Raw genomic sequence first — 26,215 nt, 5'->3', positions numbered from 1 at the left:
TGGTTGCCGGGGTGTGTGTGGTGGTGGTTTGAGAACTCAAGAGCGTGTTTGTACTACTTCTTTATAGTCAATGATTGCCAGTTCATTGCCCGCCTGGTTTTGCCGGGTCCGCGGGAGCGGTTAATGGGTGGTGAGGTTTTTGTGAGTGGCGTCCTTCCTTATAGGACGTGCTCGTCATTTTCTTTTGGAAAATAATTGTTTGAGAGTCATCTATTCGATGTCTTTCCACGAGGTTTTTTTGTGGAGGGTTCGATTCTGGCTCAGGATGAACGCTGGCGGCGTGCTTAACACATGCAAGTCGAACGGGATCCACCAAGCTTGCTTGGTGGTGAGAGTGGCGAACGGGTGAGTAATGCGTGACCGACCTGCCCCATGCACCGGAATAGCTCCTGGAAACGGGTGGTAATGCCGGATGTTCCACATGATCGCATGTGATTGTGGGAAAGCTTTCGCGGCATGGGATGGGGTCGCGTCCTATCAGCTTGATGGCGGGGTAACGGCCCACCATGGCTTCGACGGGTAGCCGGCCTGAGAGGGCGACCGGCCACATTGGGACTGAGATACGGCCCAGACTCCTACGGGAGGCAGCAGTGGGGAATATTGCACAATGGGCGCAAGCCTGATGCAGCGACGCCGCGTGCGGGATGGAGGCCTTCGGGTTGTAAACCGCTTTTGTTGGGGAGCAAGCGATAAGTGAGTGTACCTTTCGAATAAGCACCGGCTAACTACGTGCCAGCAGCCGCGGTAATACGTAGGGTGCAAGCGTTATCCGGAATTATTGGGCGTAAAGAGCTCGTAGGCGGTTTGTCGCGTCCGGTGTGAAAGTCCATCGCTTAACGGTGGATCTGCGCCGGGTACGGGCAGGCTGGAGTGCGGTAGGGGAGACTGGAATTCCCGGTGTAACGGTGGAATGTGTAGATATCGGGAAGAACACCAATGGCGAAGGCAGGTCTCTGGGCCGTTACTGACGCTGAGGAGCGAAAGCGTGGGGAGCGAACAGGATTAGATACCCTGGTAGTCCACGCCGTAAACGGTGGATGCTGGATGTGGGGCCCGTTCCACGGGTTCCGTGTCGGAGCTAACGCGTTAAGCATCCCGCCTGGGGAGTACGGCCGCAAGGCTAAAACTCAAAGAAATTGACGGGGGCCCGCACAAGCGGCGGAGCATGCGGATTAATTCGATGCAACGCGAAGAACCTTACCTGGGCTTGACATGTTCCCGACCGCCCCAGAGATGGGGCTTCCCTTCGGGGCGGGTTCACAGGTGGTGCATGGTCGTCGTCAGCTCGTGTCGTGAGATGTTGGGTTAAGTCCCGCAACGAGCGCAACCCTCGCCTGATGTTGCCAGCGGGTCGTGCCGGGAACTCATCAGGGACCGCCGGGGTTAACTCGGAGGAAGGTGGGGATGACGTCAGATCATCATGCCCCTTACGTCCAGGGCTTCACGCATGCTACAATGGCCGGCACAACGGGATGCGACATGGCGACATGGAGCGGATCCCTGAAAACCGGTCTCAGTTCGGATCGCAGTCTGCAACTCGACTGCGTGAAGGCGGAGTCGCTAGTAATCGCGAATCAGCAACGTCGCGGTGAATGCGTTCCCGGGCCTTGTACACACCGCCCGTCAAGTCATGAAAGTGGGTAGCACCCGAAGCCGGTGGCCCAACCCCTTTGTGGGAGGGAGCCGTCTAAGGTGAGACTCGTGATTGGGACTAAGTCGTAACAAGGTAGCCGTACCGGAAGGTGCGGCTGGATCACCTCCTTTCTACGGAGAATTCAGGACGACGTTGGTCGTCCGGTGCGAACGCCCCTTCTTCATGGGCCGCCCGTTCGGGTGGCCGGGAGGGGCTGCTGGTGTGGAAACGGTCGTTGGCTTCCGCGTCCTTCGGGGCGTGGGGGAGTGGTGCGGGCATGCTTTTGGGCTCCCGGACCGCCACCCGCGACGAAGGTCGTGGGCGTGGGTCCTCGCCCGTCGGGTCCGTCCCTTCCCCTGTCGGGGTGGTGGCGGCTTGGCGCGCGCGTGGGTGGTTTGAGAACTGGATAGTGGACGCGAGCGAGAACGGGAGGCCTTCGTTGGTCTCTTGTCTCGCTGTTGATTTCGATCGAACTCCTCACTTGTTGTGAGGGTGTTCGTTTGATCGTTTTGTTGATCGTTTAGTGTGATGATTTGTTGTCTAGGAGTTTGCTGGTGTTCTTGCGGCATGCTCAACGCTTCTTTGTTGGGTGTTGGGTGTTGCTTGCAAGGGCGTATGGTGGATGCCTTGGCAGACAGGACCGATGAAGGACGCGAGGGGCCGCGATAGGCCTCGGGGAGCCGCCGACTGGGCTTTGATCCGAGGATCTCCGAATGGGGGAACCCGCCAGCCGTCATGGGCTGGCACCGCCTTCGGGCGGGGGGTACGCAGGGAAGTGAAACATCTCAGTACCTGCAGGAAAGGATATTCCGTGAGTAGTGGCGAGCGAAAGCGGATCAGGCTAAACCGTCCGCGCGTGATACCCGTCGGGGGTTGCGCGGGCGGTGTCGCGGGAACGCGCCTCCGGGCTCCGACGGGCCCGGCGGGAGTGACAAAACCATGTGTCAGGGGAACCGGGTTGAATACCGGGCCGCAGAGGGTGATGGCCCCGTACCTGAACGCGCATGGTCTCCCGGCCGCGTCTCCCAAGTAGCACGGGCCTCGTGGAATCCCGTGTGAATCTGCCCGGACCGTCGGGTAAGCCTAAATATTCCTGTCTGACCGATAGCGAACGAGTACCGTGAGGGAAAGGTGAAAAGTACCCCGGGAGGGGAGTGAAACAGTCTCTGAAACCATGCGCCTACAATCCGTCGGAGCCTTTCGGGGTGACGGCGTGCCTATCGAAAAATGAGTCTGCGAGTCAGTGGTATGTGGCGAGGTTAACCCGTCGTGGGGGATCCGTAGCGAAAGCGAGTCTTAAAAGGCGTTTTAGTCGCGTGCCCTGGACCCGAAGCGGGATGATCTAGCCCTGAGCAGGTTGAGGCGCGGGTAAGACCGCGTGGAGGACCGAACCCACTTAGGTTGAAAACTGAGGGGATGACTTGGGGTTAGGGGTGAAAGGCCAATCAAATTCCGTGATAGCTGGTTCTCTCCGAAATGCATTTAGGTGCAGCGTCGGTTGATTACATCCGGGGGGTAGAGCTACTGGATGCTTGCGGGCCCATATCGGGTACCAATAGCAACCAAACTCCGAATACCCGTGATGCGTATTCCGGCAGTGAGTCGGCGGGGGATAAGCTCCGTCGTCGAAAGGGAAACAGCCCAGATCGTCGTCTAAGGTCCCCAAGCGTGTGCTAAGTGGGAAAGGATGTGGAGTCGCATAGACAGCCAGGAGGTTGGCTTAGAAGCAGCCATCCTTAAAAGAGTTCGTAACAGATCACTGGTCTAGTGGTTCCGCGCCGACAATGTAGCGGGGCTCAAGCACACCACCGAAGACGCGGCAGCAGCCTTTGGCTGCTGGGTAGGAGAGCGTTCCATGCGGGGCGAAGCGGCGGCGTAAGCCTGCCGTGGACCGCATGGAAGTGAGAATGCAGACATGAGTAGCGAAAGCGGGGTGAAGATCCCCGCCGCTGGATGACTAAGGGTTCCGGGGCCACGTTCATCGTCCCCGGGTTAGTCGGGTCCTAAGGCGAGGCCGACAGGCGTAGTCGAATGGACGAACGGGTCGATATTCCCGTACCGGCTTTCAGCCGCCAAAACCGAGGCTTGGAGTACTAACCTCCGGTCTTCGGCTTACTCCTCCTTCGGGAGGGGGATGCCGGATTCCGTTGGGACCGATCCTTGTAGTAGGTCAGCGCAGGAGTGACGCAGAGAGGTAGCCGGCCGCGGAGGTGGTTTTCCGTGGTCAAGCGTGCAGCCCGTCCCCCAGGCAAATCCGGGGGGCGTGAGGGCGAGGCGCGATGATGGGGCCCGTGATGGGCCGAATCCGGTGATCCTGGCTGCCGAGAAAAGCTTCGGCGTTAGGCTGTCGGCCGCCCGTACCCCAAACCGACACTGGTGGTCAGGTAGAGAATACCAAAGCGATCGAGCGAATCCTGGTCAAGGAACTCGGCAAATTGCTCCCGTGCCTTCGGTATAAGGGAGACCCCCTCGCGTGAACCGGCCTGCCCGGGGAGCGTTGGGGGGTGGCACAGACCAGGGGGTAGCGACTGTTTACCAAAAACACAGGTGCATGCGAAGACGTAAGTCGCTGTATATGCACTGACGCCTGCCCGGTGCCGGAAGGTTAAGAGGATCCGTCAGCTTTTTGCGAAGCGGTGAATTCAAGCCCCGGTAAACGGCGGTGGTAACTATAACCATCCTAAGGTAGCGAAATTCCTTGTCGGGTAAGTTCCGACCTGCACGAATGGCGTAACGACTTCCCCACTGTCTCGACCAGGAGCTCGGCGAAATTGCAGTACGAGTAAAGATGCTCGTTAAGCGCAGAAGGACGAAAAGACCCCGGGACCTTTACTATACCTTGGTATTGGCATTCGGTGCGGATTGTGTAGCATAGGCGGGAGGCTACGAGACCACGGCGCCAGCCGTGGTGGAGCCGTCGTTGAAATACCGCTCTGTTCGCATTGGATGTCTCACCTCGACCAGTCATCCTGGTCAGGGACAGTGCCTGGCGGGTAGTTTAACTGGGGCGGTTGCCTCCCAAAGAGTAACGGAGGCGCTCAAAGGTTCCCTCAGCCCGGTTGGCAATCGGGTGGCGAGTGTAAGTGCACAAGGGAGCTTGACTGCGAGACTGACGGGTCGAGCAGGGACGAAAGTCGGAACTAGTGATCCGGTGCCGGCGCACGGACGCGGCATCGCTCAACGGATAAAAGGTACCCCGGGGATAACAGGCTGATCATTCCCAAGAGTCCATATCGACGGGATGGTTTGGCACCTCGATGTCGGCTCGTCGCATCCTGGGGCTGGAGCAGGTCCCAAGGGTTCGGCTGTTCGCCGATTAAAGCGGCACGCGAGCTGGGTTCAGAACGTCGTGAGACAGTTTGGTCTCTATCCTCTGCGCTCGTTGGAATCTTGAGGAGGCCTGCCCATAGTACGAGAGGACCTGGGTGGACGAACCTCTGGTATGCCGGTTGTCGCGCCAGCGGCACGGCCGGTTGGCTACGTTCGGAAGGGATAACCGCTGAAAGCATCTAAGCGGGAAGCCTGCTCCAAGATTAGGATTCCATGGGACCCTCGAGTCCCTGTAGCCCCCATGCAGAACACGTGGTCGATAGGCCGGATGTGGAAGCCCCGCGAGGGGTGGAGCTGACCGGTACTAACGGGCGAAAGGCAACATCCCATCCCTCCCTTCCGGGAGGGGCCGCAAGCATCACCCGGCAAGCCACCGGACGACAAGGAGCACGACTCCGGTCCGCACTGCGATCAAACACGAAACCACGCGTCCGCTAGCCGGTTCCCAACCCACCGACACACCCCCACCGCGGGGCATAACAGAAAGATTTGCGGCGGCCATGGCCTGGGTGAGACGCCCGGTCCCATTCCGAACCCGGAAGCTAAGGCCCAGCACGGCGATGGTACTGCACCCGACAGGGTGTGGGAGAGTAGCACGCCGCCGCACCACACGAACAGGACGGCCCCGGTCGAGCCACACGGCTCCCGGGGCCGTCCCCATACCCACACACACGACAAACCACCAACACAACAAACCCAAACCCGAAACCCCGCCCGGGACGACGGGAAAGGACAGCCGTCACCCCGAACGCAGCCGAGGGATCCCCACAAACAAGCTGGATATGCGTCAACGCGCGACATCAAAACCGAGTCCCATCTATTACGATATGTAATCGTTATGCATTACTTCACACCCAAGCGTTGCCCTGAAACCAACAAAATCATGTACCACGACAAGGCGCAGGCGCTGCGAGCGGCCGACCAGAGCTTTGTCGAGCGTGGAGCGGAACTATGGGTGTACCGGTGCGAATACTGCGGAACCTGGCATCTGACGCATCGCGATCCCCGCGCGTCATACGCTCATGTGCCGCTTAACCAGCAGCTTAAGCCGCACAGTCGCAAGAAGGGATATAAACCCAGACGGCGATAAGCGTCGCCATAACGGAAGCGACGCATGACTATGTGAAGCATAAAACAGACGTAAACACAGAAAAGCCCTCCGTGTGGAATCCCGATGTTGATCAGGATTCCACACGGAGGGCTTTTCTATTTATTCCGCCTCGATTAGCGAGACGCTGGGGTGTGCTTGCGAATCACCAGAACCACAATGCCCGCGGCCACCAGCAGCACGGCCACAATCACAATCGCCCCGACTGCGACGCCTGTGACCGACAGCGGCTTGGATTGGCTGCCGCCATCCGCGGAAGGCTTGCTGCCGTCAGGACCGCTCGGACTGGGATTGGGATCCGGTTCGGGGTCGGGAGTCGGCTCAGGATCGGGATCCGGGGCAGTGACGGTTTGGATGTCGAGAATCGGATCGTCCTCCGTGGAGATCGGCGTCAGACCGTTTGTATGCAGAATCAGCAGCTTGGTATCGTCTGACGCCTCATCGTTTTGAGCCGAAGCGTCGGAGGAGTCGTCAGCGAAATGCACCGGCACCTGCGTGCCTTCGTCATCGGCCCATTGCCACGTGCCGCCATCGGTCTGTCCGCCGTCTCCGAACCAAAGGCCGATGTCGAACGCATCAAATAGCACGGCATTAGCCATATCGATGTAGTTAACAGTGTATTCTTCTCCTTCGATTGTTTCGGTGCGCAAAGCTTGGCCCGCATACGTGCCCAGATACATGGCCATCGTCGCGTCTTCGCTCTCGGAAGTGTATCCCAAAGCGCTCAGACTGATGGGAATGGCCATGGTATTGGAATCAAGCGCCATGTTGTCCGGCAAAGGCTGGACGTCCACGATTTCAGCATTGCCGCCGTCAAGGCGGTACAGCGTGACCGTGGAGCATGTCGAATACTTGGGCGTGCCATCCACGGACTGGCCATAAGCGACTTCAACGGAGTAATCCAGCTCGCCGTCGTTGTTCAGATCCAGGTAAATCAGCGGATACATCGCTGGACCGAGCCGACTCCAAGCCTGATCCGTCACCACGCCCACAATCAGATATCCCTGTGAGGGGTCCTCCAATTGCGGAGCTGTGGACACGAGACCCGCCGCACGAATATCGCCGGAAGCAAGCGTTTGTGTGGAAATCTCATTCGTGTAATGGTCACCCTGCGGATCCTCGGCTATCAGACGCATGGGAATGATTTGCGAAGTATAGGCTTCGCTGCCTTCACCTTGGTTGAGTCCACGTCCGATGACGGAAAGCGTGCCTTCGGTTGCGGAATTTACCGTGATGCTCGTGCTGGTTTCGGACACCGGGCGAGGCGCGGCCACCACAGCCACACGAAGCGGGAAGAACACGTCATCGCCGGACAAATCGGCGGTTGTCTGAGGAACCAGACGGACGATGCCGCTGGCGTCGGTGACATAGTTGCTGGCGAATCCGGTGAGCGAATCGACCGCGTCCTGCGTCGGATCGATGGTGTGACGCATCTCGGAGCGCACGGCGGTGAGTGTGACGTCGAATGTGGCGGTGCCGTTCGCGGGGACCGTGACGCTGCTTGCGCTGAGCGTGTAGCTCACGCCGGGCGTCTCCACTCGCGGCAGATACTCCATGCTATAAGTGACTGAGGTATCCGCGGTGTTCGAGACAGTGAACTGCATGGTTCGCTGATCGCCGTCCTGCAAGACCTGCACGATGCCGAATCCTCCCGTCACCGCAGCCTCGTTGTTGGAAGCGAATACCGTCGCCTCGCTCGCCACCGCGTTCCGCGCGTCGATACGTCCGGTGCCCACACGAAGCGGCCCGTATGCGACGGTGCTGCTCTCATCCGCTGTGGCGTCTTTCTCCGTGGTGACGTCATGGTCAGCGGTATTCATAATCGTGGCCTTCACGCGTGCTGGAGTCCAACCTTCCTCGCCTTCGTGCGCCTGGATGACCAACGCCGCGACACCTGAGACCAGCGGAGTGGCCATGGACGTTCCGCTCATCGATGCGGCACCGTTGCCCGTGGCGGATGAGGCGGAGATGATGCCCACGCCGGGCGCGGCGACATCGGGCTTGACGATGCCACCCACGGAACCGTGGATGCCGCGGCTGGTGAAACTGGCGATGACGTCGGAGAATTCATCGGCACGATCCACTGGAATACTCAGTTTCCAATCCGATGACAACGTCACGTTAAGCGTGCCCTCATCCAATGCCGACTGAATTATCTTATGGCTGGATGCGGTCGCTTTGAACATGGGGATGACGTCGTTGCCGCTGCTGCTGCGGGATGGAAGATTACTGCGCGACACGACCATCACGGCTATGGCGTCGGCGTCGGTCGCATTGTCGGCGACGGTCGTCGTGGAGCACGGCAAGTTGACGTCATCCCAGCTCGCCACCCAAGCGATATTGCCTGCCACGGCCTGTTTGTCCTCAGCTGAATATGCGGAACAACCTCCGACGTTGTCCGGCGAGATCGCGACGACTTCGCCGGTGACGTTGAAGTCCTGAGTCATGTTCATTGAGTATGCCCCGGTGAGGAGTTCTCCGCTGAGGCTGTCAGGAGTGTTCACACGAATACCATCCATCAATGCGCGGCCTGACTGGCTCGCCGCCACGGTGAGCGCGCTGTTGGCCCCGGACGGCGAGCCGGTTATGTTGACGATGTCGCCTTCGTTGCCGGCCGCGATCACTGACAACACGCCTTGTTCAGTGAGCACATCCACCGCCTTTGCATCAGCGGTATCCGGAGGATTGGCTGCCCCGCCGAGCGACATGGACACGATATCGATGCGTTCGCCATTGGTGATTTGTTCTCCCACCCAGTCCAGTGCGGGGACGATGAGTTGGGTGGAATTCGCGGTGTCTCCGAAAACCTTCAGCGCGTAGATGCCCGCTTCAGGGGCGGAACCCGGGGCAATACTCATGGCATGCACATCGGCCTCATTGAGCGCTTCAATGCCCGTCACAACCTTCTCAAGTGTATGTCCAAAACTTGTCATATGCGACGATAGCGTCGAATCGAGGCGAAACGATGTAGTCATGGCAGGCAAAAGCGGTGGATAACACGCCGGCTGGTGGATAACCGCGAGGCTGGAACCACAAGAGCCGATTCGGGTTGCCCGCGCACGGCCGCGTGCGGTTCAATCAGGCCATGAACACTCAACCATGCATTCCAGCAACCCGGCAGCGGTATTACACGCCGCCGCGCCAACTCGCCTCATGCGAACGGCAGCCCGCGCGGGACGCCGCCCGCGGAATCGGGCCGCCGAAATCCACCCATGGCGGGGTCACGCTGGACGGCGATTCGGGAATACTTGTTCCCGCGGCCGGCACCGTGACCGCCTTGGACAACGTGGTCACGTTGTCGGCGGCGCATGCCGGCATCGGATTGAGCACGATGGCGGCCATGCTCGCCTGGACCCTGCAGGAACGCGACCTTGACTGCGCGCTGGTCGACGCCGACCTCGCCACCGGAGGCCTTGACGTGCTGCTCGGCATCGAAGGTGAGCCGGGCACGCGTTTCAACCAGATCGACGCGCCGTTGGGACGTCTGGAATCCGACGCGTTGAACCACGAGCTTCCCCGATGGGAGGGCGTACGTGTCCTCGCCTGCGATCCCTGGAACGCCAAGCAGCCCGACTGGTGGGAGACGCAGGCGGCCATACGGGCGCTCGCCGACGTGAACCATCTCGTCATCGTCGACGCGGGGCGAGGAGACCTGCTCGCCAACGTGCCGGAGCTCGCCATGGCGATGCAGGTGATGGCGGTGGAATTATCCGTGCTGGGACTGGCGCGGGCGAAAGCCCATCTCGCGCGGCTGGCGGCGCAGGACTGCCCACGGCCCGAACTGGTCGGCATCACACCGCGAGGATTGCCGAAATCCGGCAAAGCCGTGGGACTGGACGAGGCGGAGGACTATCTGTCGCGTCCGTTCGTCGGCGGCATCACCCATACCCCCAAACTCTGCGGCGAGATGCTTGAAGGCCTGGGCATCCGCAGGATTCCGCGACACGCGCGCGGCGCTTTGAATCGGCTGGCCGACCGAATCGAGGATCTGATGGCCTACGGACGCGAGTCCGGCGAATCCGATTCCCCCGGATGTGGCATGTTCGATGCTGACAGGGGCGGCCGGGGTGATCTCGGGCTCAGACGCGCGCATGCCGCCCATAAGGACGGCGCGAGGCGCGGAATGAGGTGATGGCGGATGACCTTGCTCGATTTCGGCCCGTTGCGGGAACTGGCCGACGACGCGCGCGTCACCGATGCGGCGGTCACCTGCGATGGCCGCGTATGGGTGGATGTCGGCGACGGCATGCGCGAATATCTGCCGCGCGTGCCGTTCCGTTCGCCATCGGTGGTGCGCGAGTACGCCGTGCGGTTATGCGCGCAGTTGGGAAAACGGCTGGACGACGCCTGTCCCATCGCGGACGCCTCCAGCGTGGAGGGTGTGCGAGTGCATGCGGTGATCGCGCCGCTGGTGCCGCAAGGGGCGGCCATCACCATACGGTTTCCGCGCAGAACTGCGCCGAGTTTGGAACGGCTGGAACAGGACCTGCTGTTCCCTCACGCGTGGCGACGGGTGCTGGCCGGCCTGGTGCGCAATCGGGCCACATTGATGATCACCGGCGGCACCGGCGTGGGGAAGACCACATTGCTGAAGGCCCTACTGGCGCGATGCGCGGAGCATGAGCGCATCGTCACGGTGGAGGAGGTGCGGGAGCTCGGCGTGTTGGGGCGTAGCGACCATGTGTCGCTGGTCGCCCGCGAAGCCAATGTGGAGGGCGCGGGCGCCATCGGATTGCCTCAATTGGTGAAGGCCACGCTGCGTATGCGCCCCGACCGCGTGGTGTTGGGCGAGGCCCGTGGCGAGGAGATCGTGGATTTGCTGCGTTCCTTCAACTCCGGACATCGCGGAGGCATGACCACGCTGCATGCCGATTCGGTGGGGAGGGTTCCGTCGCGGCTGATCACGCTCGGGCTGTTGGCCGGGGTGGAACCGCGTGCGATGGCGATGCTGGCCGGGGACTCGTTCGATGCGGTGCTGCATTTGGAACGCGTGGGCGGCCGGCGGCATATCGCGCAGATCGGCGTGCTGCGCATCAGCGAAGGATTGGGGCTGGTCGGCATGCCGTTGATCGCGTGGAGCGGGGAGGGCGATCCGGTGGAATGCTCCGGCTGGAGGCGGTTCTGCGAGATATGGACATGATGGCGCTCGCCGCGCTGGCCGTCGCGGCGGCGGTGCTGCTCTGGCCCGCGCGAGGGGAGTGGACGGAGCGGCGATTGGAAGCGATGCGGCGTTTGGAGGCGATGCGGCGGCGTGGAACGGGAACATCCTTTGAACGTGAGCGGACCGGTGGGGTCAAGCGGGGCCGGTATGACGGCCGGTACGGCGGCGGACATACCCGTGGAGGTGGAAGGCATGCGGATATGGGGATGCCGTTCGTCGACGATTGCGCCAATCTGGCACAAGGCGGAAAACGTGCGGGTGGGGGAAATCCACGAGGAAGCGGGACGCGGCCAGACGCACAGGGCTTGACGGGAATGCTGGCGGAGGCCATCGCCCATGTGCGCTCCGGCGGTACGGTGGCGCAGGCGTTCGGATTTGACGGCATGCGTGTGTCGGGCGCTCGATTGTCCGCGATCGTGGAGAGCCGGCGGTCGCCGGAGGAAAGCCGGCAGACGGCGAAATATGTCGCCGTCAGCATCGCCGCGGCCTGCCGGCTCAGCGAGGATATTGGCTGCTCGGCGGCCCGATGTCTGCAAACGGTCGCGGCGGCGTATCGTCGCGTGCGCTTGGCCGAGGATCGCAGACAGCAGGCGTTCGCCGTGCCCCAGGCCACCTCCGGACTGCTGAGCGTGCTACCGGCGGGAACGGTGCTGTTGGGGGAAATGATGGGATTGAGTCCGTTGTCGTTTCTGTTGGGAACGGATCGCGGACTTGGCTGCCTGGCATTGGGCGGCTGCTGCTATGCCATCGGATTGCTGTGGAATCGGGCGTTGCTGCGCGGCATGATGACGAATATCGGCATACGCAACCGCGACGTGGGTGGGACTCCCGCCGAGGATAGGGCCGTGCCGTGGCTGACGTTGATTATTGCGATGTTGGATGTGGCGCTGCGGCAGGGCGCTTCGATCCCGCACGCGCTCGCCGTGGTCGGGCGTGTCTGCGGCGGCGAGATCGGCCAAGGGATGGTCCAGGCGGGATCCGCGTTGCTGCGGGGCTCATCATGGCATGACGCGTGGGTGGCGCCATGCGCGGGCGAATCGGCCGCGGACGCGTTCGAGCTGATACGCGCGGCTTTGGAACCGTCGTGGACGCGTGGCGATACTCCGTCGGTGCGGCTGGAGGCCGTCGTCGACCGTCTGGACGCCGACGAGCGTGCGGCCATCGAACGGGCCGCCTCGCGTCTGTCGGTGCGGTTGCTGATGCCTTCGGGATTGTGTTTTCTGCCGGCCTTCGTGTTCGTGGGCATCGTGCCGTCCATTATCTCCTTCGCCATATGACCATAGGGCCATATGACCATATGGCATGCCGTTCGCGTCGTTTCCCGTAGTCGGGTGCCGAAAAAGCGGTGGATAACACGCCGAATGGTGGATAAGTGCGGGGCTGGAACCACATACCCCCGCACAGGATGCGTGGGAGCGTCCTTATGGCGCACAGTGAAAGTGCCGCACCCGATCAGTCGCGGCGCATTATTGGAAGCGGCCGACGCCCGCGCGCCGACCGCCATGGAGAAAGGAACGTCATGAACACGACCATCCCCATCAACGTCGATGGGCATGCGGGCTTCTACATACGGGCCAGGGAGCGGATGCTCGCCCTGAACGCGCAGGCGCGCGAACGGCTGTGTCTGCTGGACTCGCGCCTGAGAACGCTGGCCGCGGAACCTGAGGAAGGCGCGGCCACCGCCGAATACGCCGTGGTGCTGGTTGCCGCCACGGGCTTCGCGGCGTTGCTGGTCACCATCCTCAAATCCGATGCGATCAAGACGCTGCTTACCGGCATCGTCAAAAAAGCGTTGAACGCCGGGTGATGACGATGATCGAGACGATACGACGACGGCTGCGCAAGGCGCGACTGCCGCCCGACCATGGGGCGGCCACCGCCGAATTCGCGGTGGTGCTGCCATGTGTGGTGGTGATGGCGGCGTTGCTGCTCTCATTGACCCAAGCGGTTGTCACCTCGATGGATTGCCGGGACGCCGCCGCCGTCGCCGTCCGCGAGATGGTGGCCGGCGGCGACGAATCGCAGGCGGAACGGGCCGCGGTCCAAGTGGCGGGATCCGATAGCTCGATCGCCATCGTGCGGCGTGAGCGGTATGTGGAGGTGACCGTCACATGTCCGGTAATGCCCGGGCCGATGAATCTGCTGCCGGTGCGAGTCACCGGAGAGGCGACGGGAGTCCTACCGTGACCACGACGAATACGACATGGCGTTTCGCGGCCGTGGCGAATCGGCTCCGCCGACGATTCACGGCCGTATCGGCCTGTGACTGCGGTTCCGGCACCATGGCCGGTGTCATGCTCATCACGGTGGCCGCGCTGACGTTGACGGTGGCGGCCGCCGCCGGCAACCTGCTGGTCTGCCAAACGCAAGCGCGTGCCATAGCGGATCTGGCCGCCATGCAGGCGGCGGTCGCATGGCATCGGGGCGGAACGGACGAACCGTGCGCGCTCGCCGCCGATGCGGCCGCCCTCAATGGCGGACGCATCGGCCGGTGCGTGGTGGACGGCGACGATGTGGAACTCAGCGTCGCCGTCGCCACGATGGTGCCGTTCGCGCCTCAAGTGGAACGCGTGTCTCGCGCCGGGCCGGTGGAATGTCGGAAATCGTGAACGATACCGTTGTGCCTCTGGCGCAATATGCCAGATATTGGTTATCGTTGCGGTATGAGCGAAGTACGGAATCGAAGTCACGTCGTCGGATTGGTGGGCAATCCCACCTCCGACAAAGGACGCGGCGCGAAAGCGACGGAACAGGTGTTCGAACTGCTGACCCAGGCCGGAACCGAACACGGCTTCGGCTGCCTCGAACTGACCGGCGACAGTTTCGACGCTTCGCTGGCCAACGCGCGTGAACGCGCCGACGAATACGATTCGCTGGTGGTGGTCGGCGGCGACGGCATGATCGCCCTGGGCGCCAACGCGGTGGGCGACAGCGGCAAGCCGCTGGGCATTGTGGCCATGGGGTCGGGCAACGATTTCGCGAGAGGCCTCAAACTGCCGGTCAACCGCATCGAAACCGCGGTCGAAGGCATCGTCGGCGCAATCGTGCGCGGATGCACCATCGACGTGGACATGGGGCATGTGCTCGGCCTGGCGGACGGGTCCATCGACCGCTTCTATGCGGGCATGCTGTCATGCGGACTGGATGCGAGCATCAACGACCGTGCGAATCATTCGCGCCTGCCCAACGGCTCCGTGCGGTATTTCGTCGCGGTGCTGGTGGAGCTCACGCGCATGAAGCGGTACGGCTACCACATCAAGGCCACGTTGGCCGATGGTTCGGTTGATGAGCGCGATATCGTCACGCCGTTGCTGACGGTCGCCAACTCGCGGCATATCGGCGGCGGCATCGAGGTCTCGCCGTATTCGCGCTTCTCGGACGGCATGCTCGATCTGGTGTGGATGGACCATGTTCCCAATCTTGGGGAATGCGCGGTCGCCATCTCCAACGCCTATAACGGGCGGCTGTTGGCGTCGAAGGTGTTCGGCTGGGAGCGGGTGCGCGACGTGGAGGTCACGCGCGCCGACGAAGGCGACGAACCGCCGGTGCTGATGGCCGACGGCGAGTACGTCGGTCGGCTGCCCGTACGGGTCACGGTGTGCGACCGGGCGTTGCGCATGCTGGTGCCGCCCGCCGTGAAAGCCGACGAGGAATCTCAGACCAACGCCGATGTGCTGGATATGATCCTGCGCGACGGGCGCGATCCGATGAGTGGTCGTTTCGCCTGACCTGTCCGGTCCCGCGGTGTTTGCCGTCCGGCGGATGGGCCGGTCGTCGAGGCGCGCTATCGGATATACGTCTCGATGTGCAGGGTCTGCGCGATCACGGTCCGCAGCGTGTCGTCGCTGAGGTCGGGATGCGAGCGGATCAGCGAGATCAGGCCGACGATCAGCGTGAAGAACGTCTCGTGCACATGTTGGATCGGCAGTCCGTGCTTGGCTTCGAAATCACGCACGGTGGTGTCGCCGATGTAGTACGCGATGCGGTCCGCCGATCGGTCGATGAACCTGATGTACAGCTCGGCGTTGCCGTCCGCCACCATGCGGCGGGAGAACGGGCTTTCATCGGCGATCAGCGCGCGCAGCAGACGGATCATATCGTCGAGGGCCTTGCCCACATTGCCGGGCTCGCGGTCGTGGTTCCACTGGTCGAGGCGCTCCAGGATCTCGTCGATCACATCGTCGAGCACCGCGTCGGCCACGGCGTCCTTGTCCTCGAAGTAATGGTAGAAGAGCGAACGGGTCATTCCCACGCGGCCGGCGATGTCGGAGACGGTGACTTTGGAGAATCCCTTCTCCAGGCAGATGCTGCGCGCGGCGCTGACGATCGCCTGCCGTTTGTTGTCGCCGCGTGGGGAGCGACGTTCCCCGGTGTTCGCTGCCATGGCGTCTCCTTGCGTTGGTCGTCTCCGATGTGGGTTGACATTATGTTAGCCGGTGTCGCCAACATGGTGGCGTTACGTCAAATCCATACGTATGTTGACGTTATGTCAATCATGTGACATGTCTGAAGTCGGCATGTTGCACAAGGTTTGATGGCGTACGGTAGTGGCGGCACGATAAGGTGGGCGGAGCAAGCTCGCGGCCGTATCGGCCGCAACGGCGAACGAAATGAGTGTGGTCCAGATGGCATTGGCGTTGTATCGGCGGTATCGTCCCGACGCGTTCGAGGGGGTGATCGGGCAGGACCAGGTCACCGTTCCTCTGATGCGCGCCCTCGACGAGGGCAAGCTCACCCATGCCTATCTCTTCTCCGGTCCGCGCGGCTGCGGCAAAACCAGTTCCGCGCGCATCCTCGCCCGCTGCGTCAATTGCGCGCAAGGCCCCACCTCGCATCCATGCGGCGAATGCGAAAGCTGCAAGGACCTCGCCACCGGCGGTCCCGGCTCCATCGACGTGGTGGAGATCGACGCGGCCAGCCACAACGGCGTGGATGACGCCCGCGAACTGCGCGAACGCGCCGGATTCGCCCCTGCCCGCGACCGCTACAAGATCTTCATCCTCGACGAGGCCCATATGGTCACGCAGCAGGGCTTCAACGCGCTGCTGAAAATCGTCGAGGAGCCGCCCGAGCATGTGATGTTCATCTTCGCCACCACGGAACCCGACAAGGTGATCGGCACCATCCGCTCGCGCACCCACCATTATCCGTTCCGTCTGGTGCCCACCGAAGTGATGGGGCCGTACCTCGAGCAGATCTGCGAAAAGGAAGGCATCGCGGCCGAGCCGGGTGTGCTCAAGCTCGCCATGCGCGCCGGCGGCGGCTCCATGCGCGACACGCTCAGCGTGCTCGACCAGCTGATGGTCGGCGCGGTCGACGGCGTGATCACGCATGACGCCTCCGTGGCATTGCTGGGGTTCACGCCGGAGGCTCTGATCGGCGAGGCCGTGGACGCGGTGATCGACCGCGACGGCGAGGCGTTGTACGGCGTGATCCAACGCGTCGTGGTAGGCGGTTTCGATCCGCGTCGTTTCGTGGAGGACCTGCTCGCGCGCGTGCGCGACCTGCTGGTGCTCACCCTGGCCGGAGACCGGGCCGAATCCGTGTTGTCCGACTCCGCCGAAGGCGAGAATATGGACGACCTGCACCGCCAGGCCAAGGCCTTGGGATTGGGCTCGCTCACCGTGATGGCGGACACCATCAACGCCACTCTTGGTTCGATGACCGGTGCGATCTCACCGCGCATGCGTCTCGAACTGCTCGCGGCGCGTCTGCTCGCCACACGCGAAGGCGCGCTGATGCCGCAATCCATGGCGTCCGGCACGCCGGTCGGCGTCGGCGGCAACGCGGCCAATGCCGGCGGAGGCGCGGCGGGCAACGGGGCGTCTGCGGCTTCCGGCGCCCGTTTCGCCGGTGCCGCGCAGCAGGCCCAACCCGTCGAGCGTGCGGGCCTTGCCGGTAACGGCGGTGGGTTCGCCGGCCGTGGTGCGGGCGCTTCCACGCCCTCCGCCGTAACAACCCCTTCGCAAAGCGGTGGCGAAGCGCGGAACGATCGGTCTGAACACACCGACGGTTTCGCTCAATCCACCCAAGCGTCCAAAGCGCAGAATTCCAGCGACAATAACGGTTTCGCCGCTGAACCGGGCGCGGCGGAACAGGCTGGATCTCCCGATTCGAGCGCATCGCATCCGAACGACGGCGTTGCGCAAGACGCCCAAACGACGGATTCGCGCACTCCGGACGAGAAATGGGACGCGCTGGTGGCGGGATTGCCCGAGGATGTGCGCGCCTATGTGGACCGCACTAAGGTGCCGCGCGTGCGGCTTGCGCCGAATCCCGCCAATGGCCGTATGCAGTTGTGGATCAAATTCGATGTGCCGCTGAGCAAATACGCGTTCGCGATGGGCGTGGCCTCCGAACCGGTGGAGGGATCCGCCAAAGTCCAGGATATTCTTCGCGCGGAAGTGCGCAAGATGTTCGGCCCCGATGTGGCGCTCGCCCCCACCAAGAAGATGGCGAACGACGAGATCGCGCCTCCGCTGAGCAAACTGCCGCCCGAGGAGCAGCAGAAGATCAAGGCACGGCTGCTGCAGGCGAATCTGGGCGCGGCCTCCTCGCTGGCGCAGCAGTCCGGTGACGTGGCGGGCAAAACGTCTGGTTCCGACGCTCCGGCCGCCGGCGCGGAGAAATCCGCCGGCGAGACGGCCACCGACGACGACGAAGTTCATCGAGCCCCGTCGGCGGATGACGACCCGTGGGCGCAACCCGCGCCCGTGATCCCGTCGGGCGCGTCCGCCGCACCGGTCGCACGGAACCACGCCGATGGTCAGACTGCGCGGGCCACACGGAACGCTTCCGTGGACGATGATCCATGGGCACAACCTGCGCCAATCGCAACGCGAGCAACGCCATCCAATCCAAACGATGATCCGTGGGCGCAGCCCGTGCGATCGGCCGCCACGGCAAGCAATGTTTCACGAGATGTTTCACAGGATGATGCCGAGCCTGACGGATGGGGCGTTCCCCAAAGTGTGAAACAACCCGTGGAACAATCCATGCCGTCGGCGTCGCCCCATCGCAAAACCGCGGCGGTTCCCGACCTCAGTGATGACGATGATCCATGGAAGGCCGTGCCCCCGCCCAGCGAGCCGCCCGCCTCGGATATGGACGGCGAGCCGTCGGGCGGTCCGGCATACGGGCAGCCGGCCGCGCAGCGTCAAGGATTCGCGCAACACCAGCGGCCTCGGAACGCCGATCCGCGAGCCGCCGCCCCGCAATCCAACGACCCGTGGAACAATCCACAGTCCATGGCGTTCGCGCAATCGGACGAACGTCCCCAACCGCAGGTCGCGGCCGAGGACGACGAGTATTCGATGAGCGACGAATCGTTGGGCGAGGCCACGGCGATGAGCCTGGACGATCTGCGCAAACTGTTCGAGGTCAAAAAGGTCGAGGAATTCGCCGCCGACGATCCGTCCAACCCCCGCAACGTCAAGCACAACAAAAAACAGTCCGGCAACTGAGAGGCCCGATGGCCGGCGGCTGCGGTCGGATAATCTCATAAGGCGGAGCGGATCCGCGGAAGCTCCAGGAAGGATATGGCATGGCACTGGCATATGACGGCGCGATTCAGCGTCTGATCGACGCGTTCGGACGCCTGCCCGGCATCGGCCCGAAAGGCGCGCAGCGCATCGCCTTCCACCTGCTGTCGGCCGACGAACAGGAGGCCGCCGACTTGGCCGACGCCATCGTCGAAGTCAAAGCGAAGGTGCGTTTCTGCGATGTCTGCGGCAACGTGTGCGAGGCCAGCCCATGCTCGATCTGCGCCGACCCCCGCCGCGACCACACGATGATCTGCGTGGTCGAGGAACCCAAGGACGTGATGAGCATCGAACGCACCCGCGAATACCGCGGCCTCTACCACGTGCTTGGCGGCGCGATCAACCCGATGGCGAACGTCGGACCGAACGATCTGAACATCCCCCAGCTGCTCGGCCGATTGAACGGCGACGACGTGCGGGAGGTGATCCTCGCGCTCGACCCGAACATCGAAGGCGAGGCCACCACCACGTATCTGAGCCGTCTGCTCGGCCCCCTCGGACTGAAGGTCACGCGCCTGGCCAGCGGTCTGCCCATGGGCAGCGACCTCGAATACGCCGACGAGATCACGCTCGGCCGCGCCCTCACCGGCCGCCGCGACGCGTAACCCTCGTGCCCTGTCCGGTGCGATCCTGAGCGGAATGGAAGGAACTCGGTGCGTTGCGTTACGCAAGATACCTCGACTCCGCGATGCTCCGCTCGGTATGACGCGCGATTCGAGTTCCTTGAAGCCGGCGATTGACTTTACGACGCCCCGCTCAGTGCGCCGTTGGCGCGGGAGTGTTTCGGATTGTGGGCAGCATTCGCCCAGTCAATGGCTTGGATCCCTATAATCGTGCCGCTTGCGTAGAATTGTCGGCAGGCGAAAACCTTCGAGAAGATAGGACCTCCAGTGGCTCTCATCGTACAGAAGTACGGCGGCTCATCCGTGGCTGACGCGGAATCCATCAAGCGTGTGGCGCGCCGTGTGGTCGAGACCAAAAAGAAGGGCAACTCCGTGGCCGTGGTGGTCTCCGCCATGGGCGACACCACCGACGACCTCATCGACCAGGCGCTCAGCATCGACTCCAATCCGCCCGAGCGTGAGATGGACATGCTGATGACCGCCGGCGAACGCATCTCCATGAGCCTGCTCGCCATGGCCATCCACGCCGAAGGCGAGCGCGCGCACTCCTTCACCGGACAGCAGGCCGGATTCTTCACCGACGCGCGCTATGGCGCGGCCCACATCAAAGCCGTCAAACCCGACCGGGTCAAGAACGCGCTCGACAGCGGCGCGGTGGCCATCGTGGCCGGATTCCAGGGCATCAACGCGAAGGGCGACGCCACCACGCTCGGCCGCGGCGGCTCCGACACCTCCGCCGTCGCGCTCGCCGTCGCGCTGGGCGCGGACGTGTGCGAGATCTACACCGACGTGGACGGCGTGTTCACCGCCGACCCGCGCATCGTGCCCACCGCCCGCCGCATCCCCTCCATCGGCTACGACGCGATCCTCGAGATGGCGTCCTGCGGATCCAAGGTGCTGGCCCTGCGATGCGTCGAATACGCGCAGCGTTTCAACATGCCGCTGCATGTGCGCTCCTCCTTCTCGCACCGCCCCGGCACGCTGGTCGTTCCCGACGACGTCGACCCGCGCACCCTGCCGAATCTCGACTGAGACCTATAACCACTGACAACCCGCCAATTCCGACCGAAAGCAGCATCATGAGCGAAACACAAGAATCCATGGGCGATCTGTTCCCCGATCTGGGCCCCGAAGCGCCGGTCATCTCCGGTGTGGCGCACGACAGCAGCGAGGCGCTGGCCACCGTGCGCGGCGTGCCGAACGAGCCCGGCATGGCGGCGAAGGTGTTCACCGAACTGGCCGTGGCCGGCATCAACGTGGACATGATCGTGCAGGCGGGCTCCGCCGCCGGCACCGCGGACATCTCGTTCACCGTGCCCGAATCCTATGTGCGTCAGGTGCAGGACGCGTTGCTGGAGAAGCACGAGGAGCTGGGATACAAGGAATTCGACGTGGACACCAACGTGGGCAAGGTCGCCGTGGTGGGCGTCGGCATGAAAACGCATTCCGGTCTGGCCGCGAAGTTCTTCACGGCGCTCAGCGAACGCGGCATCAACGTGCTGATGATCTCCACTTCGGAGATCCGCATCGCCGCGCTGGTTCCTCTCGAGGAGCTGGACGACGCCGTCAAGGCTCTGCACACCGCGTACGGTTTGGACGCCGCACAGGTGGAGGCCGTGGTTTACGGCGGCACCGGCCGCTGAGAAAGGACTTGAATTATGGTACGGATCAACGATAAGGGCGTGAACGTCGCCGTTCTGGGCGCCACCGGACAGGTGGGCATGGTGATGCGCCGTGTGCTCGACGAGCGCGACTTCCCCGTCAAGGATCTGCGTTTCCTCGCCTCCGCGCGTTCCGCCGGACAGACGATCTCCTGGCGTGGCCACGATGTGGTCGTCGAGGATGTGGCGACCGCCGATCTGAGCGGCATCGACATCGCCATCTTCTCCGCGGGCGGCGGCACTTCCAAGCAGTGGGCGCCGAAATTCGCCGAAGCCGGCGCGTATGTGATCGACAATTCCTCGCAGTGGCGCATGCACGACAACGTGCCGCTGGTGGTCGCCGAAGTGAACCCGGACGATCTGGACGATGTGCCGGACCGCATCATCGCCAACCCGAACTGCACCACCATGGCCATCATGCCGGTGATGAAGCCGCTTGCCGACGCGTTCGGACTCAAGCGTCTCATCGTCAGCTCCTATCAGGCCGTGTCGGGCGCGGGCCGGGCCGGCGTCGAACAGCTGATGAACGAGGCGAAGGCCGCCATCGAGCAGGGCGCGGACAAGCTTGTGTTCGGCGGCGACGCCGTCGAATTCCCGGCACCCTCCAAAATCGTGCGCACCATCGCCTTCAACGAGGTGCCGATGATCGGCGACATCGTGGACGACGGCAGCGAGGAAACCGACGAGGAGCAGAAGCTGCGCAACGAAAGCCGCAAGATCCTGCATCTGCCGGAGCTCAAGGCCTCCTGCACCTGCGTGCGTGTGGGCGTGTTCACCTCGCACGGCATGAGCGTGAACGCCGAGTTCGAACAGGATGTGACCCCCGATCAGGCGCGCGCGGTGCTCGCCGACGCCCCGGCCGTGGAATTGGTGGATATTCCCACCGCCCAGCTGGCCGCCGGCAAGACCCCGAGCTTTGTGGGCCGCATCCGCCAGGATCAGGCCGTGGATGGCAAGAAGGGGCTCGCGTTCTTCGTGACCAACGACAACCTGCGCAAGGGCGCCGCCCTCAACGCCGTGGAGCTCGCCGAACTCGTCGCCAAGAAGCACTTCGCAGATCAGCTTGCCTGATTGCCGACGGACGGCGCAGCGCGGACTAGCTCGTTTGATGCGTGATTATTTCCGCAGTTCGGTTTTCAGAATCGACTCGATGGGCTCGTAATGGTCGATCACGGCCTGCCGGTAGCCCTCCACATCGCCGTCGATGGCGGTGTGGAGCATTCGAATGTGCGCGTCCGCGGTTTTGTCGAGCTCCTGGCTCACCGGCAATCCGAGCTGGGGCAGCACGGCCATATGCACCACCCACAGGCCTTGCACGAGCTGTTTGGCGATGGAATTGTCCAATGCGTCCAGAATGCCCATGTGGAAGTCGATGTCGTGGTGTCGGAAGGTTTCGCCCTGGGCCGCCATGCGTGACATCTCACACGCCAGTCGCTCCAGCTTCGGCTGCTCGGTGCCTTTGAGACTGGCCACCACCTCGTCGGCGCAACCCATGTCGAGAAAGCGGCGCATCTGCACCACATCGTTGAGATCGGAGAAGTTCCTGCCCACCGACACCAGCGAGCGGAACGTGAGCGTCTCCATCATCGGATCAAGCGAAAGCGAACCGACGAACGTGCCTTTGCCGTGCTCCACCCTGACGATGTTCAACGCCTCGAGTTTGCGGACGGCCTCGCGCACCGAAGATCGGGACGCCCCGATTTTCTCGCACAGCATCGTTTCGGTGGGCAGGAGGGCGCCCGGCTGAAGATGCTCCTGCAGGATGAAGGCGCGGATGGCGTCCATCGTCTCGTCGCAGCGGCTGCGTTGGTTGGCTGGCATCGGCGGCCGCTGTTGCGTGAGCGTCGCCAGCCGCGACATCAAGGCCAGCTCCGTTTGGGGAGGGGTTTCATGGCTCGACGCCGGCGCTGTGGTGGGGTTGGCTTCCATCGTTATGTTCCTTTCCGATGAGCTGCACAACGCCGTCACAGAGATATCAGGCTATGCGCCGGTCGATGACTCGGATAATGTAACCGTTGTTAACTCTTTTACCCACAATAGTCTCTTGATACGGGTGTGTCGCAGAATAAGGTGCATATTGCGCGTAATGCTCCTGTGCGCGTCATAAGCGATGGCCGTGTGGTCCACCTTATTGCCGCTGGAATGCGTGTGGGATGAGTTTGGCTGTTTCCGTATCCGCCTTCGACGGCGGTCGCGGATCCGTTTTCCGCGCCGCTTTGGCCATGTCCGCCTGCGGGGACGGCGATATGCGGTTAAGCTGGAGGCATGTCAAAGGCATCAGCAGAAGCGCGCAAGCAGTTGGACCGTATCGTGGCGTTGGGCTACCCGGACGTGGCGGATATGAGCGACGCCGCCTTCCGGGCGCTCGCCATGCCTCTGATCAACGCGCTGGAACACACCGATCTGGGATCGAACATCCTGTTGGTGCCCACGCGCGAGCTGGTCTCTCCCGAATCGCTGATCGCCAGAACCTCCATCAACCGCATGGCCGGTTTCACCACCATGCCGCCGCGCGACATCGCCAGTTTCCTGCCTCAGGACGGTTTCGAGCCGCCGGAGGGGCCGTTCTATCTGGTGGTCGAGCCCCATACGGGCACCTGCTATGTGAACCGCGAGCCGGATGTGGCGCGCAAACTCATCGATTCCGACGAACGGCTGCCGCTCACGTTGGAGGAGGGGCTGGCCATCGCCACCCAACATCCTGACTGGCTGGAGGTCAAAAACGGATTCAATCTGCTCGGATCGCGCTCGGCGGACGGTCGCGTGCCGAGCATTTGGATGAGCCAGAACGCGCCTCGTCTTGGTGCCGTGTGGCCTAATTCTCGCCACACGTGGCTGGGCAACGCCTTCTGCGTGGCCCGCCGCGGCGTAAGTCTTTTCGGTTAACGCTTTTTGTCGGTTCTTGTTCTTAGCCGATTGGTGTTCTTGACGGTCGGAGGCCTGACCGATCGATCGACGCTTTGGCTGATCGGTGCCCTAAGATGGGCGATGTCTTGACCGGTCGACGGCCTTGGCTGGTTGTGGGACGGTGATTCCCAAGTGCGTATCATCCAGTTGGCACTTGAAGGCTCGAATTGGCACATGCTTGTGTTGATGAACAATAGGCAGCTATTGGAATTCCGCCGTTTTTGGATGCCCCTATGCTGGAGGGCGCGCGAAGGCGGTGCCAACTGGAGGCGTCAAGTGCCAACTGGATGTCGTAAATGTGTTTTCTGGGTGGTGTTCGCCTGTGGCGTTCCGGAAACGCGTCGCCAATGTCTAGAGTGGGACTATGACTTTGCGATTCCGAGACAATGGCGTGTTCCGCGTGCTGCAAATGGCCGACGTGCAGGACGGTCCCGACGTGCTGCCCGACACGATTCGCATGATCCGCGAGGCCATCCGCGCCGCCGACCCCGATTTGGTGGTGTTCACCGGAGATCAGATCCGCGGATATGATCCCGCTTACATCGACACCTTTCTGCGCAGGCGCGGCGAGACGCCCGGCGCCCGCGTGCGCGCGGTCACCTTGGTCGAGGCGAAACTGCGCGGCATCCGTCAACGCAACGCGTTGAACGCGAACCTCGAAGCCGCGGGAGAGCCACTGCCTGCGGACGCGTACGAGACGATTCCGGTCGCCGCTCCCGCGCACAGCACCGCCGCGCTCGACGCGCTGATGGACGAGACGCGCGACAAGGTGCGCCGCACCTTCGCCGGATTCCTCGGCCCTGTGGTCGAGGCGGGCGTGCCGTTCGCCGCCACCTATGGCAACCACGACTTCCAATGCGGCATCTTGCCTGCCGAGCAGGACGACATCTACCGTGAATTCCCCGGCTGCCTCAATCCTGTTCCTCGCCAATCGGACGGTCGTCCGGACAAGCGATCGGCGGTGAGGGACGACGAGGAGGCAACGGCCGCCGCGGGCACGTCCCCAGACTCGGGCGGCACGGGACTCGGCGTCGAGAATGCCGAATCGCCGTTGGCGTTGGAACCCGGCACCTTCGCATTGCCCATCGAAGCCTCCGATGGGTCGGGGCGCGTGGCCATGAGCGTGATGATGGTCAACTCCGGCGACTACGCGGGCGCTCCGGACGAGAACGACGCGCAATACCCTGCCTATGTGGTCAATTCGCGCGGGTTCGACCTGGCTGATTCCGACGGCTACGGCACGCCCTCTCCGGAGGCGATCGCCTGGCTCGGCGACGTGCAACGCGCGCTGGGGGAGCGCAACGGCGACGGATTGCCGGTGCCCGCCATCGCATTCCAGCATATCCCGCCGCAGGAGTTCTACGACTGTCTGACCCAGGTGCCCGCATGGACGCCAAACGCCGTGGAGGGCGCGCGCGCATTCGCCGGACGCTGCTATGTGCTCAACCACGATGTGTGCCGTCCCGGCTCGCGATTGGGCGAGGCCATCGGCTGCGCGGACGAGAATGTGGGCGAGGTCGATGCGCTGCGCGAGGCGGGCGGCTATTTCGCGCTGTTCTGCGGGCATGATCACAAGAATTCGTTCGTCGGCCGCGTGCGCGGTCTGGATTTGGGGTATGCGCCCACCTGCGGATTCGAATGCTACGGTCCGAAGTCGCGCCACCGAGGCGTGCGCCTGTTTGAGTTCCATGAAAGCGATCCGGCCGCCTATGAGACGCGGATGCTCACATGGGGCGAGCTGGTCGGACGCTATTCGAGCGATGAGGTGCGCGTGTGGTTCGAAGACCATTGCGTCACCGACGCAATCGGATTGCGCAACGAGCTTCGCCGCCCGCAGGTCTTCGCCGCCGTGGCCGGCGTGCTTTCCGTGGGCTTCGCCGCCGTGGTGCGCGCCATACTCCGTATCCGTCGCGCCCGTCGCATCCGTCGCGCCCGCCGTACCCGCCGTTGACGCGCTCGGATGCGTGCCGTCCGGAGGTGCTTTGCGGCATATGTTGCCGGGACCTCCTGTGATACCCCCGTCGGATTGCGCCGTGAAACATCGAGATATGGCATGTTTCACGGGATTTTCTGACGGGGGTATACCGGATTGTGCCGTGAAACAGGTCGGGAAGCGATGTTTCACGGGATCTTCTGACGGGGGTATACCGGATTGTGCCGTGAAACAGGTCGGGATGCGATGTTTCACGGGATCTTCCGACGGGGGTGTGCTGGATTGTGCCGTGGGGATGGGCGGAAAGTCCGCGCCGTG

General features: G+C 63.0%; 18 protein-coding genes and 3 rRNA genes. 18 read left to right on the top strand and 3 right to left on the bottom strand.

From position 1 onward, the window contains the following. Positions 1–237 precede the first annotated feature (237 nt). The 4 genes from BL8807_RS03155 (at position 238) to BL8807_RS03140 (ending at position 6,053) form a co-directional block, all read left to right on the top strand. Positions 238–1,764, top strand: a 16S ribosomal RNA gene (locus BL8807_RS03155). A 464-nt stretch (positions 1,765–2,228) separates the two neighbouring features. Then, positions 2,229–5,291 (top strand): 23S ribosomal RNA (locus tag BL8807_RS03150). A 162-nt stretch (positions 5,292–5,453) separates the two neighbouring features. Continuing rightward, a 5S ribosomal RNA gene (rrf, locus tag BL8807_RS03145) occupies positions 5,454–5,570 on the top strand. The 16S, 23S and 5S rRNA genes sit together here, the layout of an rRNA operon. A 231-nt stretch (positions 5,571–5,801) precedes the next feature. Then, positions 5,802–6,053, top strand: a complete 252-nt coding sequence (locus tag BL8807_RS03140; protein WP_072727007.1) for a hypothetical protein — start codon at positions 5,802–5,804, stop codon at positions 6,051–6,053. Between the two features lie 134 nt (positions 6,054–6,187). On the opposite strand, the gene BL8807_RS03135 is transcribed toward BL8807_RS03140, so the two are convergent. After that, a complete protein-coding gene (locus BL8807_RS03135) occupies positions 6,188–8,971 on the bottom strand; it encodes a S8 family serine peptidase (protein WP_072727006.1) in 2,784 nt (927 codons plus the stop codon). A 185-nt stretch (positions 8,972–9,156) separates the two neighbouring features. Here BL8807_RS03135 and BL8807_RS11955 point away from each other — a divergent pair, with 185 nt between their 5' ends. The 7 genes from BL8807_RS11955 to BL8807_RS03100 all read left to right on the top strand — a co-directional run bounded on the left by BL8807_RS11955 (position 9,157) and on the right by BL8807_RS03100 (position 14,960). After that, positions 9,157–10,203: a CpaE-like family protein gene (locus BL8807_RS11955; protein ID WP_226847448.1), complete on the top strand. Its 1,047-nt coding sequence runs from the start codon at positions 9,157–9,159 to the stop codon at positions 10,201–10,203. Positions 10,204–10,209: 6 nt separating this feature from the next. Beyond that, entirely contained in the window at positions 10,210–11,211 is a 1,002-nt protein-coding gene (locus BL8807_RS03125) for a TadA family conjugal transfer-associated ATPase (RefSeq protein WP_072727003.1), read from the top strand. A 326-nt stretch (positions 11,212–11,537) separates the two neighbouring features. Beyond that, positions 11,538–12,509: a hypothetical protein gene (locus tag BL8807_RS11950; protein WP_226847446.1), complete on the top strand. Its 972-nt coding sequence runs from the start codon at positions 11,538–11,540 to the stop codon at positions 12,507–12,509. A 242-nt stretch (positions 12,510–12,751) separates the two neighbouring features. Further along, the gene (locus BL8807_RS03115) at positions 12,752–13,039 is read left to right on the top strand and encodes a DUF4244 domain-containing protein (protein WP_072727002.1); all 288 of its coding nucleotides are present in this window, start codon (positions 12,752–12,754) and stop codon (positions 13,037–13,039) included. Beyond that, the gene (locus BL8807_RS03110) at positions 13,039–13,419 is read left to right on the top strand and encodes a TadE/TadG family type IV pilus assembly protein (protein WP_094725315.1); all 381 of its coding nucleotides are present in this window, start codon (positions 13,039–13,041) and stop codon (positions 13,417–13,419) included. Before BL8807_RS03115 ends, BL8807_RS03110 begins: the two co-directional genes overlap by 1 nt. Beyond that, positions 13,416–13,841, top strand: coding sequence for an Rv3654c family TadE-like protein (locus BL8807_RS03105; RefSeq protein ID WP_226847444.1), 426 nt, complete (start codon positions 13,416–13,418; stop codon positions 13,839–13,841). Before BL8807_RS03110 ends, BL8807_RS03105 begins: the two co-directional genes overlap by 4 nt. Positions 13,842–13,895: 54 nt before the next feature. Next, positions 13,896–14,960 (top strand): diacylglycerol/lipid kinase family protein, encoded by a 1,065-nt coding sequence (locus BL8807_RS03100; protein WP_072727001.1) that lies wholly within the window; start codon positions 13,896–13,898, stop codon positions 14,958–14,960. 56 nt (positions 14,961–15,016) lie between these two features. Here BL8807_RS03100 and BL8807_RS03095 read toward each other — a convergent pair whose 3' ends face one another. After that, positions 15,017–15,616: a TetR/AcrR family transcriptional regulator gene (locus BL8807_RS03095; protein WP_072727000.1), complete on the bottom strand. Its 600-nt coding sequence runs from the start codon at positions 15,614–15,616 to the stop codon at positions 15,017–15,019. Positions 15,617–15,857: 241 nt separating this feature from the next. On the opposite strand from BL8807_RS03095, the gene BL8807_RS03090 reads away from it, so the two are divergent. From BL8807_RS03090 to BL8807_RS03070, 5 genes are all read left to right on the top strand, one after another. Beyond that, positions 15,858–18,695 (top strand): DNA polymerase III subunit gamma and tau, encoded by a 2,838-nt coding sequence (locus BL8807_RS03090; protein WP_072727012.1) that lies wholly within the window; start codon positions 15,858–15,860, stop codon positions 18,693–18,695. Between the two features lie 80 nt (positions 18,696–18,775). Next, entirely contained in the window at positions 18,776–19,378 is a 603-nt protein-coding gene (gene recR, locus BL8807_RS03085) for a recombination mediator RecR (protein ID WP_072726999.1), read from the top strand. Between the two features lie 285 nt (positions 19,379–19,663). Then, complete coding sequence (locus BL8807_RS03080; protein ID WP_072726998.1) at positions 19,664–20,428, top strand: aspartate kinase; 765 nt, start codon at positions 19,664–19,666, stop codon at positions 20,426–20,428. A gap of 47 nt (positions 20,429–20,475) precedes the next feature. Further along, the gene (locus tag BL8807_RS03075) at positions 20,476–21,039 is read left to right on the top strand and encodes an ACT domain-containing protein (RefSeq protein ID WP_072726997.1); all 564 of its coding nucleotides are present in this window, start codon (positions 20,476–20,478) and stop codon (positions 21,037–21,039) included. A gap of 15 nt (positions 21,040–21,054) precedes the next feature. Then, a complete protein-coding gene (locus tag BL8807_RS03070) occupies positions 21,055–22,128 on the top strand; it encodes an aspartate-semialdehyde dehydrogenase (RefSeq protein WP_072726996.1) in 1,074 nt (357 codons plus the stop codon). 45 nt (positions 22,129–22,173) lie between these two features. Here the strand turns inward: BL8807_RS03070 and BL8807_RS03065 are convergent, their stop codons facing one another. Further along, entirely contained in the window at positions 22,174–22,917 is a 744-nt protein-coding gene (locus BL8807_RS03065) for a FadR/GntR family transcriptional regulator (RefSeq protein WP_094725319.1), read from the bottom strand. Between the two features lie 405 nt (positions 22,918–23,322). Between BL8807_RS03065 and BL8807_RS03060 the strand changes: the two genes are divergently transcribed. Continuing rightward, positions 23,323–23,943 (top strand): DUF5701 family protein, encoded by a 621-nt coding sequence (locus BL8807_RS03060; RefSeq protein WP_072726995.1) that lies wholly within the window; start codon positions 23,323–23,325, stop codon positions 23,941–23,943. 385 nt (positions 23,944–24,328) lie between these two features. Continuing rightward, positions 24,329–25,915: a metallophosphoesterase family protein gene (locus BL8807_RS03055; RefSeq protein ID WP_072726994.1), complete on the top strand. Its 1,587-nt coding sequence runs from the start codon at positions 24,329–24,331 to the stop codon at positions 25,913–25,915. Positions 25,916–26,215 lie beyond the last annotated feature (300 nt).

The organism is Bifidobacterium lemurum (assembly GCF_014898175.1).
GTDB classification, from domain to species: Bacteria; Actinomycetota; Actinomycetes; order Actinomycetales; family Bifidobacteriaceae; genus Bifidobacterium; species Bifidobacterium lemurum.
This window is presented reverse-complemented; position numbering and strand designations above follow the sequence as displayed.